9 protein-coding genes are annotated in these 12459 nt (G+C 71.2%); 8 read left to right on the top strand and 1 reads right to left on the bottom strand.

The genetic code is table 11. From position 1 onward, the window contains the following. Positions 1 to 98: 98 nt before the first annotated feature. The 8 genes from eccE (at position 99) to ACH492_RS36220 (ending at position 11415) form a co-directional block, all read left to right on the top strand. The gene (gene eccE, locus ACH492_RS36255; protein WP_398993096.1) at positions 99 to 1394 is read left to right on the top strand and encodes a type VII secretion protein EccE; all 1296 of its coding nucleotides are present in this window, start codon (positions 99 to 101) and stop codon (positions 1392 to 1394) included. Further along, positions 1394 to 2113: a hypothetical protein gene (locus ACH492_RS36250; RefSeq protein WP_398993094.1), complete on the top strand. Its 720-nt coding sequence runs from the start codon at positions 1394 to 1396 to the stop codon at positions 2111 to 2113. Before eccE ends, ACH492_RS36250 begins: the two co-directional genes overlap by 1 nt. A 293-nt stretch (positions 2114 to 2406) precedes the next feature. Then, positions 2407 to 5418, top strand: coding sequence for an SCO5717 family growth-regulating ATPase (locus ACH492_RS36245; RefSeq protein ID WP_398993093.1), 3012 nt, complete (start codon positions 2407 to 2409; stop codon positions 5416 to 5418). Positions 5419 to 5614: 196 nt separating this feature from the next. Beyond that, the gene (locus tag ACH492_RS36240; protein ID WP_398993091.1) at positions 5615 to 7438 is read left to right on the top strand and encodes an ABC transporter substrate-binding protein; all 1824 of its coding nucleotides are present in this window, start codon (positions 5615 to 5617) and stop codon (positions 7436 to 7438) included. A 3-nt stretch (positions 7439 to 7441) separates the two neighbouring features. Continuing rightward, on the top strand, positions 7442 to 8491 hold the full coding sequence (locus tag ACH492_RS36235; RefSeq protein WP_398993089.1) for an ABC transporter permease: 1050 nt from the start codon (positions 7442 to 7444) through the stop codon (positions 8489 to 8491). Further along, positions 8488 to 9417 (top strand): ABC transporter permease, encoded by a 930-nt coding sequence (locus tag ACH492_RS36230; RefSeq protein ID WP_398993087.1) that lies wholly within the window; start codon positions 8488 to 8490, stop codon positions 9415 to 9417. The genes ACH492_RS36235 and ACH492_RS36230 overlap by 4 nt, the downstream gene beginning before the upstream one ends. Then, a complete protein-coding gene (locus ACH492_RS36225; protein ID WP_398993085.1) occupies positions 9363 to 10382 on the top strand; it encodes an ABC transporter ATP-binding protein in 1020 nt (339 codons plus the stop codon). The genes ACH492_RS36230 and ACH492_RS36225 overlap by 55 nt, the downstream gene beginning before the upstream one ends. 73 nt (positions 10383 to 10455) lie before the next feature. After that, the gene (locus ACH492_RS36220; RefSeq protein ID WP_398993083.1) at positions 10456 to 11415 is read left to right on the top strand and encodes an ABC transporter ATP-binding protein; all 960 of its coding nucleotides are present in this window, start codon (positions 10456 to 10458) and stop codon (positions 11413 to 11415) included. A 99-nt stretch (positions 11416 to 11514) separates the two neighbouring features. Here the strand turns inward: ACH492_RS36220 and ACH492_RS36215 are convergent, their stop codons facing one another. Next, positions 11515 to 12459 (bottom strand): bifunctional riboflavin kinase/FAD synthetase, encoded by a 945-nt coding sequence (locus tag ACH492_RS36215; protein ID WP_398993081.1) that lies wholly within the window; start codon positions 12457 to 12459, stop codon positions 11515 to 11517.

Genomic DNA, 12459 nt, shown 5'->3' with positions numbered 1-12459 from the left:
GGGTAGGGTGATCCAGCCGCCAAAGTCCTTGCTGGGCAGGGCCGGACAGGGGTGATCGGGATGAATTGGGGCCTAATGAACTGGGGGGTGCCGGAATAATGGCTTCCGCGACGCGCGTTCGGCCCACGGCCCACGGGCAGACCTCCGCACGGCCCCAACCGCCGTCCCACTCACCGGCCGCACCCCGGCTCAAGGCACGACCCGGACACTTCGGTTCGTTCCGACTGCAACAACTCGTGCTGATCGAGATCGCCGCCGCGGCGCTCCTGGTCGGCTGGGTGATCGACCCCCTGATGCTGGTTCCGGCGTTTGTGGTTGCCGCGGTGCTGGTGCTGCTTGCGCTGCTGCGCAGGCACCGGCGCTCCCTGCCCGAATGGCTGGCCACCGTCTTCGCGCTGCGAGCACGCAGGCGCAAAGCCGCGTCCCTGATCCTCCCGCCCGATACCGAACCGGGCCTGGCGCCCGCCGTCGAGTGCGACCCCGCCCTGCGGACGTACACCTACAGCGACCGCGACCGCCGCCCGGTCGGCATGATCGGCGACGGGACCTTCCTGACCGCGGTGCTGCAGGTCGAGGCCGACGCGACGGCCCTGCGGCCGGACCGCACCGCCAGGCCGCTGCCGATGGCTCTCGTACGGGACGTGCTGGACGTCGACGGCATCCGGCTGGAGTCCGCGCAGATAGTCCAGCACACCCAGCCCGCACCCGCCCCGCATCTGCCGCATCAGTCGGTGGCCGCGCGCAACTACGCGCCTCTGCAGGCCCAGACCGGGTCCCCCGCGATACGAATCACCTGGATCGCGCTCAAGCTCGATCCTGAGCTCTGTCCCGAGGCCGTGGCGGCGCGCGGCGGCGGACTCGAAGGCGCGCAGAAGTGCGTGGTGCGTACGGCAGACCAGCTGGCGAGCCGGCTGACCGGCGCCGGCTTCCGGGCGACCGTACTGACCGAGCAGGAGCTGACGGCGGCCGTCGCCACCTCCTCCTGTGCCAGCCCCATGGCCATCGCCCAGGCGGGCCGAGCGGAGGCGCCCGCGCGGCGCACCCAGGAGACCTCGCGCACCTGGCGCGTCGACGACCGCCGCCACACCACGTACTGGGTGGGCCGCTGGCCCCAACTGGGCGGCGGCGGGGCTCCGATGCCGCAGCTCGTCGCGCTGCTCACCTCGATCCCCGCGCTGGCCACGACGTTCAGTCTGACGCTGGGCCACGGCGAACGGCAGGGCGTGTCGGTCACCGGACATGTCCGCATCACCGGACGCAGCGACGAGGAACTGGTCGCCGCGCGCCATGAACTGGAGCGAGCGGCCCGCGGGGTCAAGACCGGGCTCGTACGGCTCGACCGTGAACAGCTGCCCGGGATGCTCGCCACACTGCCGCTCGGGGGAGCCCGCTGATGCCTTCGTCTGTCACCAAGCCTCGTATCGGCTTCGGACTGATCGGACCCCGCCGCGACCGTCATGCGCTGTCGGTGGACCAACTGGCCGCGCTCGCGCTGCCGGTCGGCGACGACGGCGTGGTCATCGGCGTGGACGCCGATGGCCGCCCCGCGGTGCTCGGCATCAACCGGCCTACGCCGTACGACGTCACACTCATCGGCGGCCTCTGGACCGCGCAGGTGCTCGCGCTGCGCGCGGCCGCGACAGGAGCGCGGGTCACCGTCGAGACGGGCCGGGCGCACGCCTGGACGACGCTCGCCCAGGCGGCGGGCGGTGGGACGCAGGTCATCTCGCTGCACGACGTGGGGCGGGTGCCGCCGCAGGGCGCGTCGGCCGGCAGCCCGGTGGTCGTGGTGCGCGACTGTGGAATGCGGCCGCCGCGCGGCCGGGTGGTCTCGGGCCCCTGGCAGTCGGTGCTGACGCTGCTGCCGTATCTGAGTCCGGTGGCGCCGCGGCTGATGGAGAAGTCGGGCCTGGTCGGCATCCAGCGCGTCTCGCCCGACGAGGCCGCGCAGATCGGCCGCATCATGCATCTTCCGCGGCCCGAGACGGAGGCGCTGTCCACGCTCGCGGACGGCGTCACACTTTGGTGCACGGCTCGGGACCGGCAGTTCGTCATGACACAGGCCACGGATGCCGAGACCGGATTGTTGGGCAGCGCCCGCCGGATGGACTGACGGGCCGGTAGCCCTTCCGTACGTACGCAGTTGTACGGTTTTGACCCGTCGGCTTCCTTACGCTGCGCCCCACCCGGACCACTTGGGGGCAGGGCGTGACGTACGGGACAGCAGCCGACGGGCGGTCGGCCCTGCCGGTCCGGCATTGTTGACGATTAGGGTGGGACAGGGCGCGGCAGAAGAACCTGCGGGCGTGTTGACCGCGTCCCTAGGGGGAGAGCCGGGCCGATCGGACGAAGAGGTCGCCCCCACCCACCACGGCACAAGGGTGCTCGACCACACCAGGAGGCAAAGTGAACGGCGATCGGGACGAGATCCACGGGGGCTGGAACATTCCCGTCGATGATCAGTCCGACGCGGATCCCGCCGAGCTGACGGGTGAGTTCACCATCGACTACACCCCGCCGGCCTGGTACACGCAGAACGCGTCGGGCGACACCTCGGGCGGGGGCTCGGGCCAGCAGGGGCACACGCCGCCTCCGCCGCCGCCGAACGGGGCGCCGGTGGCCGTGCCGGGGCTGCCCGCGGGCAGCGGTTTCGAGCCCAACTGGGCGCCTGCGCCGACGCCTCCTCCGGCACAGGTTCAGGCGCCCGCGCCGACGCCCGCGCCTGCGCCCGTCCCTGCGCCTGCGCCTGCGCCAGCTCCTGCTCCTGCTCCTGCTCCTGCTCCTGTGCAGACGCCTCATGCGGCTCCCGTTCCGGCTCCGGCTCCGGTTGCCGAGTCGGCCGCCGAGCCCGCGTCGCAGCCCTTCGGGGGCGGCGATGTGGAGAGCGGGGCGACCATGCGGTTCTCCCCGGCCGCGCTGAAGCGCGAGATGGAGGAGCGGGCGGCTGCCAAGGAGACCGACGAGAGCACCGCTGAGGATTCCGGCGATCCCGGGGCCCCGGTCGCGGCCGGGTCGGACGAGGTCGCCGAGGCCTCGGCCGAGGACTCCGCTGACGAGGCCGCAGAGCCCGCGGACACCGACGGTCCCGAAGACTCCTCGGACGTAGCGGACGTAGCGGACGTGGAGGTCCAGGACTCCGAGGCGCGGGACTCCGAGGTCCAGGACTCCGACGGCGGCGACGCCGAGCCGCGCGACGAGAGCGCCCCGCGGGGCGCGGGAGAGGTGACGGCCGACGAGCCGGCCGACTCCGTGCCCCAGGACACTCCGCCCGCGCCCGTACCGGCTCAGCCCTGGTCCCCGGCACCGCCCCCGCATGGACAGGGGCAAGGACAGAGCGCCCCATTGCCGCCGCTGCCGCCCGCCTTCCAGCCCGCCGCGCCGCCGTCCGCGCCGCAATGGCCCGTGTCGCCGCAGACCGCGGAGCAGTCGGCCCCACCGCAGCCGCAGCAGCCGGTGCAGGGCGGCCCCCAGACCCCGCCCGCCTGGCAGACGCCCGCACCTCAGCAGCAGGGCGGTTACGGCTTCCCGCAGCCCGGTCAGCCGGGGCACCCCGCCGCCCAGCAGGGCGGTTACGGCTTCCCGCAACCGGGACAGCCGGGTCAGCCCGCACCCGCCGCACCACTGCCGCCCGCCGTACCGGGCCCCAACACCCCGGCACCGCAGACCGGTTACGGCTTCCCCCAGCCGGGGCAGCCGGGGCACCCCGCCGCCCAGCAGGGCGGTTACGGCTTCCCGCAGCCCGGTCAGCCGGGTCAGCCCGCACCCGCCGCACCACTGCCGCCCGCCGTACCGGGCCCCAACACCCCGGCACCGCAGACCGGTTACGGCTTCCCCCAGCCGGGGCAGCCCGGTCAGCCGGGCCAGCAGCCCGGCGCGAACGCCCCCGTACCGCTGCCGCCGCAGACGCCCAACCTGCCCGCGCCCGCCACGCCCCATCTGCCCGCGCAGCAGTCCCACCCGCAGGCGCACCCCCAGGGCCCCCAGGGCCCCCAGGGCCCGCCGCATCCCCAGACTCCGGTCGGTCCCACAGACCCGCGCACCGGTGCCGGCTGGCCGACACCAGTGACGCACGACCAGCGCGAGCGTTCCGTGCCGGGCGCCCCGCTCGGATACACCGCGGCCGTCGAGCTCTCCTCCGACCGCCTCCTGCGCAACAACAAGCAGAAGGCCAAGAGCAGCCGCAACCCCTCCAGCGCCGCCCGCTTCAAGCTCGGGGGCAAGAAGGAGGAGGCCGAGCGGCAGCGCAAGCTGGACCTGATCCGTACGCCGGTGCTGTCCTGCTACCGGATCGCGGTCATCAGCCTCAAGGGCGGCGTCGGCAAGACCACGACGACCACCGCGCTGGGCTCGACGCTGGCCACCGAGCGGCAGGACAAGATCCTGGCGATCGACGCCAACCCTGACGCCGGCACGCTCGGCCGCCGGGTGCGCCGCGAGACCGGGGCCACCATCCGCGACCTGGTGCAGGCGATCCCGTACCTCAACTCGTACATGGACATCCGCCGGTTCACCTCGCAGGCGCCCTCCGGTCTGGAGATCATCGCCAACGACGTGGACCCGGCGGTCTCCACGACCTTCAACGACGAGGACTACCGGCGCGCGATCGACGTACTGGGCAAGCAGTACCCGATCATCCTCACCGACTCCGGCACCGGTCTGCTCTACAGCGCGATGCGTGGAGTGCTGGATCTGGCCGACCAGTTGATCATTATTTCGACGCCGTCGGTTGACGGTGCGAGCAGCGCGTCGACGACGCTCGACTGGCTGTCCGCGCACGGGTACGCCGAGCTGGTGCAGCGTTCCATCACGGTCATCTCCGGGGTACGCGAGACCGGCAAGATGATCAAGGTCGACGACATTGTGCAGCACTTCCAGACGCGCTGCCGCGGTGTGATCGTGGTGCCCTTCGACGAGCACCTGTCGGCGGGCGCCGAGGTCGACCTGGACATGATGCGCCCGAAGACCCGTGAGGCGTACTTCAATCTCTCCGCGCTGATCGCCGAGGACTTCGTCCGGGCTCAGCAGCAGCAGGGGCTGTGGACGGCGGACGGCAACCCGCCGCCGCACCTGGCCCCGCCGATGCCGGGCCAGCAGCAGATGCCGGGGCAGCCGATGCCCGGTCAGCCGTACGTGCCTCAGCAGCCGCAGCAGCCCTACCCGCCGCAGGGCCAGCCGCAGCAGCCGTACGGAGGCCAGCCGCCCCATCAGCCGTACCCGCCGCAGGGCTGGCAGCAGTCGCTGCCCTCCCAGGCCCAGCCCCCCGGGAGCCCGGCCGGACCGCCGCCCGGCCAGCCGGGTCACCCCGGTCAGCAGGGCCAGCCGGGTGGCCCCGGACAACCCGAGTTGCAGGGGCCCGTACCACCTGCCGGATGGCCGCAGCAGCAGCCTCCGCAGGCACCGCCAGCCCCTCAGCAGTAACGCGACAGAGGTCTGAACCAATGAGGGCCCGCACCGTCTCCACGGTGCGGGCCCTCAGCGTATTCCCGCAGCCCATACGGGGTTTGACGGCCCGTTGACGCAATCGACCGCCGCTGATAAACCTCGCTTCACCAATTGGCGAACCGGAGCTCAACCTGCCTTCTCCGAGCGAGTGATGACGCGAGGTCCCCGTCCTATGGTCACAAAGGTTCCAGCCCGCATCCGACTGCTTCTGGCCTCCAGCGCCGCCGCCGCACTGGTGGCCGGAACAGCAACCCCCTCGGCGCAGGCCGCCGACGACGGCAAGGACGACGGCGGCAAGAAGGTTCTCACCGTCGCCGTCTCGCAGAGCGTGGACTCCCTCAGCCCGTTCCTGGCGCAGAAGCTGGTCAGCACCACCATCCACCGACTGGCCTATGAGTACCTGACGAATTATGACGTCAAGGACGCTCACACGGTCCCGGGCCTGGCCACCGAGTGGAAGACGTCCCCGGACAAGCTGACGTGGACGTACACCATCCGGAAGAACTCCAAGTGGTCCGACGGGAAGCAGGCAACGGCGGAGGACGCCGCCTGGACCTTCAACAAGATGATGACGGACGAGAACGCCGCCACCGCCAACGGCAGCTTCACCGCCAACTTCAAGAAGGTCACGGCCCCCGACCCCGAGACGCTGGTCATAGAGCTGAAGAAGCCTCAGGCCACCATGACGGCCCTGGATGTGCCGATCGTGCCCAAGCACGTCTGGGAGAAGGTCGGCGACTTCTCGAAGTTCAACAACGACAAGCAGTTCCCGATCGTCGGCAACGGCCCGTTCGTCATCACCGACTTCAAGGTCGACCAGTTCGTCAAGCTCAAGCCCAACAAGGACTTCTGGCGCGGCGCGCCCAAGTTCGACGAGCTGGTGCTCAAGTACTACAAGGACGGTGACGCGGCCGTCGCGGCGCTGCAGAAAGGCGAGGTCTCCTTCGTCCAGGGCCTGACCCCCGCCCAGGCCACGGCCCTGAAAAGCGCCGAGAACATCAAGGTCAACGACGCTCCGGGCCGCCGCTTCTTCGCTCTCGCCACCAATCCGGGGGCGAGGTCCAAGGACGGCAAGACGTTCGGCAGCGGCCACAAGGCCCTGCTCGACCCGGCCGTGCGCAGGGCACTCTTCCACGCCACCGACCGCAAGACCATCGTCGACAAGGTCTTCCAGGGCCACGCCGTCGAGGGCGAGGGCTACATCCCGCCGCGCTTCGAGTCGTACTTCTGGAAGCCCGGGGCGAGCCAGAAGATCGCGTACGACCCGGCGAAGGCCGCCGCCCTCCTCGACCAGGCCGGCTACAAGAAGAACGGCAGCGGCAAGCGCGTCGGCAAGGACGGCAAGGCCCTCGATCTGCGCATCCTCTGTCACGCCACCGACCCCAACGACAAGGCGATCGGCAAGTATCTGCAGGAGTGGTGGGGCGAGCTCGGCATCGGGCTCAAGGTGGACTGTCTCGACAATGTCTCCGACCCCTGGGTCAAGGGCGACTACGACCTGGCCTTCGACGGCTGGTCGGTCAACCCGGACCCGGACTTCGTCCTGTCCATCCACACCTGCGCCGCGCTCCCGGCCACGCCCAAGGACACCGGCGCGACCGACAACTTCATCTGCGACAAGCCGTTCGACGAGCTGTACACGCAGCAGACCGCGGAGTACGACGCGGCCAAGCGGACCGGACTCGTCAAGCAGATGCAATCTCGCCTGTACGACACCGGATACATGAATGTCATCGCGTATCCGAACGCCGTCGAGGCGTACCGTACCGACCAGATCAAGTCCATCAAGACGATGCCGGAGGCCGCGGGCAATCTCTGGGGCCAGGACGGCTACTGGAGCTGGTGGTCGGCCGAGCCGGCCGCGGGCGACGGCAGCTCCGACAGCGACTCCTCGACGGGTGTCGTAATCGGCATCGGCGCGGCTGTCGTCCTCGCCGCCGCCATCGGGCTCTTCGTCGCGATGCGCCGACGTACCACCGCGGAAGACCGTGAATAGTCGATGAGCACCACAAGCACGACCGGCACTGCCGCCGTGGTGCGGGCCCCCGAGGCTCGCGCCGCGAGCGGCGGCGCACGCGCCTATCTCCTCTATGTGGCGGGCAAGCTGGGCGGCGCGGCGATCTCGCTGCTCGCCGTGCTCGTCACCAGCTTCTTCCTCTTCCGGATCATCCCCGGCGACCCGGTCAAGGCCATGACGCACGGCATGCCGACGTCGGCCGAGCAACTGACCTCGCTGCGCCGCCAGTTCGGCCTCGACCAGCCGATGTGGCAGCAGTTCACCGACTACTGCGGCAAGGCGCTGACGGGCGATCTCGGTACGTCGTACCAGTTCCACGCGCCCGTCGGCGAGCTGATCTCGCAGAAGCTGCCCGCGACGCTCCTGCTCACCGGGGTCGCCGTGGTGATCTACTCGGCGATCGGGCTCTGGCTCGGCACCCGCTCCGCCTGGCGGCACGGCGGCCTCGGCGACAAGCTCAATACGGGTGTGGCGCTGACCCTGTGGTCCGTGCCGTCGTTCTGGCTCGGCCTGCTGCTGATCATCACCTTCTCGGTGGGCGTCGGCCCGGTTCCCGGCCTGTTCCCGACCGGCGGCATGGAGTCGGGCGACCAGACCGGCTTCGCGTACATCGGCGATGTCGCGCACCACATGGTGCTTCCGGTCATCACACTGGTCGCGGTCGGGTATGCCCAGACGCTGCTGGTGATGCGCTCGTCGCTGCTGGACGAGATGGGCAGCGACTATCTGACGACGGCGCGGGCGAAGGGGCTGCGGGACGATGCCATACGCCGCCGCCATGCCGTGCCCAATGCGCTGCTGCCCACCGTCACGATGGTCTTCATCAATCTGGGCCATGTGGCGGCCGGTTCGATCCTCGTCGAGACGGTGTTCTCCTGGCCGGGCCTGGGCGGGCTCTTCTACCAGGCACTGAGCGTCCCCGATCTGCCGCTGGTGCAGGGGCTCTTCGTGGTCTTCGCCGGCGCGATGATCCTGATGAATCTCCTCGCCGACCTGCTCTATCCGCTGCTCGATCCCCGGGTGGGCCGATGACGATCACACCGGTCCCGAAGACCGCACGTACCACTCAGACCGCGCGCTCCCTCGCCTGGGCGCGCCGCCGCGATTCCGTGGCCCGCTTCTGGCGCTCGTACCGCACACACCGGGCGGGCCTCTTCGGCCTCGGCGCGCTCGCGCTCATCGCCCTGATCGCGCTCGCCGCTCCGCTGCTGGTCGGCGGCGATGTGCAGAGCGTGACGAACGCGCCGGGCACGGCGCTGGAGTCGCCGAGCGGCGAATTCCCCCTCGGCACCGACCAGTTCGGGCGCTCGCTGCTCGGGCTGCTGGTGTGGGGCGCGCGAATCTCGCTCACCGTCGGACTGCTGGCTGCCGCGCTGTCGGTGGCCATCGGGACCCTGGTCGGCATCATCGCCGGTCACTACGGCGGCTGGTTCTCGACCGTCATCATGCGGATCACGGACTGGTTCCTGGTGATGCCGGCGCTGGTGCTGGCGATCGTGCTCGCGACCGTGATGTCCCGGAGCATCTGGACGGTGATCCTGGCGATCGGCGTCACCAGCTGGCCGACCACGGCCCGACTGGTGCGGGCGCAGACGATCGCGGTCGAGTCGCGTCCGTACATCGAGCGCGCCAAGGCGCTCGGCGGCGGCCACAGCCACATCATGACCCGGCATGTGCTGCCCAACGTCATGCCGCTGGTCCTCGCCCAGACGACGCTCGGCATCTCCACGGCGATCCTGACGGAGGCGACGCTCGCGTTCCTCGGCCTGGGCGATCCGACGATCGTCTCCTGGGGCGGCATGCTCCAGGACGCGCGGGAGGCGGGCGCGGTCTCCTCCGGCCACTGGTGGTATCTGGCGCCGCCCGGGATCGCCATCGCGCTGGTGGCGCTGGCGTTCACGCTGTGCGGCCGGGCGATCGAGGCCGTGCTCAACCCGAAGCTGGGGGTGGCTCGTTGAGCCTGCTCGAAGTCAAGAACCTGCGGGTGACGTACGGTTCGGGAGCGCGGGCCGTCCCGGCCGTACGCGGTGTGGATCTGAGCGTGGCCGCCGGGCAGAAGCTGGGAATCGCGGGAGAGTCGGGCTGCGGCAAGTCCACCCTGGCCCTTGCCCTCCTCCGCCTTCTCCCCGCTTCCGCCAAGCTTTCCGGCGAGATCCTCCTCGACGGCGAGGACGTCCTCACCATGAAGTGGGGGCGGCTGCGGGCCGTGCGGTGGGCGGGCGCGTCGATCGTCTTCCAGGGCGCGATGCACTCGCTCAACGCGGTGCACCGGGTCGGCGAACAGATCGCCGAGCCGATCCTGCTGCACCACAAAACCACGCCGACGGCGGCGAAGAAACGGGTCGCCGAACTGCTTCAGCACGTGGGGCTGCCCGCGTCCCGCGCGGACGCGTATCCGCACGAGTTGTCCGGGGGCCAGCGCCAGCGCGTCATGATCGCGATGGCGCTCGCCTGCGATCCCCGGCTCATCGTGGCGGACGAGCCGACCACCGCGCTCGATGTGATGATCCAGGCGCAGATCCTGCGGCTGATCGAGCAGCTGGTGGACGAGCAGGACATCAGTCTGCTGATGATCAGCCACGATCTGGCGGTGCTCGCCGACACCTGCGACCGGCTTGCGGTGATGTACGCGGGCCGGGTCGTCGAGGAGGGCCCGGCGCAGGCGGTGTACAGCGCGGCGGAGCATCCGTACGGACGCGCCCTGTCCGCGGCCTTCCCGCGCGTCGGCGACATCGCCTCGCGCCGGGCCCCACGCGGCCTGCCGGGCGACCCGCCCGACCCGTCGGCGCTGCCGAGTGGCTGTACGTTCCACCCGCGCTGCCCGGTCGCGCTGGACGCGTGCGCGCTGGAGGACCAGGTGCTCTCGGCGGCCGGTGAGGGGCACCGGGCGGCATGCGTCCACGTAGGGGCGGTGCCGCTGTGACACGCCGGTCCCGAACTCCGCTGTCCCCCAGCCCGGTTCACCGCGTCGCCGGGGCCGTACCCAGGAGCCAGTCATGACCACCACCCCCTTGCTCTCGGCCACCGGTCTGCACGTCACCTTCCCCGGGCGGCGCGGCCGGCCGGCCGCCCGTGCCGTCGACGGCGTCGACCTCGACATCGGCGCGGGCGAGATCGTCGCCCTGGTCGGCGAGTCCGGCTGCGGGAAGACGACGCTGGCTCGCTCACTGCTGGGTCTGGTGCCGCCGACGTCCGGCGCGGTCACCTTCGGCGGTGCGCCCCTGTCGTACACCTCCCGCGCGCTGAAGTCGTACCGCAGGCGCGTCCAGCTGGTCCTCCAGGACCCGAGCGGCTCGCTGAACCCGCGGCACACGGTGTACGACGCGGTGGCCGAGGGCCTGCGGATCCACGGGTACACCGGGGACGAACGCCCTGCCGTGGCCGAGGCGCTCTCGCGGGCCGGGCTGCGGCCGCCGGAGCGCTTCTTCCTGCGCTACCCGCACGAGCTCTCGGGCGGCCAGCGCCAGCGCGTCGTCATCGCCGGGGCGCTCGTCCTGGAACCCGAACTGATCGTCGCGGACGAGCCGGTGGCCTCACTGGACGCGTCCGTACGCGGCGAGATCCTCGCGCTGCTGCTGCGCCTGCGGGACGAGCTGGGCCTGTCCGCGCTGGTGGTGACCCACGACCTGGGGCTCGCGTGGAACATCGCGGACCGGGTGGCGGTGATGTACCTGGGCCGGATCGTGGAGTGCGGCACCGTCGAGGACGTGCTGACGAGTCCCCAACACCCCTACACCCAGGCGCTGCTGTCCGTCCTCCCGGACTCGGCGATCCCCCCGGTGGTCCTGACGGGCGAACCCCCGGACCCGTCCCGCATCCCGGGAGGCTGCCGCTTCCACGCGCGCTGCCAGGTGCTGGCGTCGGGCGAGGCGGAGAGGGCGGGTGTGGCGGACAGGTGCCGGTCGGAGGAGATGGGAGTGCTCGGTGGGGCGGGGGTGGCGTGCCACTGGGCGTGAGGGGGCACATGGGGGGCTGACGCGGACCGGGGAGCACCGTCAGCCCAAGGGCCGCGCCCCGGACCGGGGCACCCGGAGAGGCCTCCGCGCCGCCCGGTGCTAAGCCGCGGCCGTCAGCTCGCGGCACTTCTTGACGTCCGCCGCAATCGCATCCAGCAACGCCTCGATCGAGTCGAACTTCTCCTGCCCCCGCACATACGCCAAGAAGTCCACCGCCACATGCAGCCCGTACAGATCCAGCCCCACCCGGTCGATCGCGTACGCCTCCACCGTCCGCTCCGTACCGTCGAACTGCGGGTTCGTGCCCACCGAGATCGCCGCCGGCATCCTCTCGCCCGCCGCCGTCAGCCACCCCGCGTACACCCCGTCCGCCGGGATCGCCGTGTGCGGCAGCGTTTCCACGTTCGCCGTCGGGTAGCCCAGCTCACGGCCGCGCTGCGCGCCCCGCACCACCACGCCCTCGACGCGGTGCGGGCGGCCCAGGATCTCCGCCGCGCCCTCGACGTCACCGGCGGCGATCAGGCGGCGGGTCAGGGTCGAGGAGAAGGGCTCGCCGCCGCCCGCCGCGCCGCTCACGAAGAGGTCGACGACCTCGACCTCGTAGTCGTACGTCGCGCCCAGCTCGGCGAGGAACGCGACATTCCCCGCCGCCTTGTGGCCGAAACGGAAGTTCGGGCCCTCGATGACCGCGCACGCGTGCAACTTGTCGACCAGGACCTTCACGATGAAGTCCGCGGGCGACAGCTTCGAGAACTCGCTCGTGAAGGGAAGGATCAGCACCGCGTCCACGCCCAGCTCCGCCATCAGCTCGGCACGCCGGTGGTGAGGCGCGAGGAGCGGCGGATGGCTGCCGGGACGGACGACCTCGCTCGGGTGCGGGTCGAAGGTCACGACGACCGACGGCACCCCGAGCTCGCGTGCCCGCTCCACCGCCCGTCCGATGATCAGCTGGTGTCCGCGGTGGACCCCGTCGTAGGAGCCGATGGTGACGACGCTGCGTCCCCAGTCCTGGGGGATGTCCTCCAAGCCACGCCAGCGCTGCAC

The sequence above is a fragment of the Streptomyces sp. NPDC019443 genome (genome assembly GCF_044389785.1).
Lineage (GTDB): Bacteria > Actinomycetota > Actinomycetes > Streptomycetales > Streptomycetaceae > Streptomyces.
The sequence above is the reverse complement of the archived record's forward strand: the minus strand, read 5'-3'. Positions and strand labels throughout refer to the sequence as shown.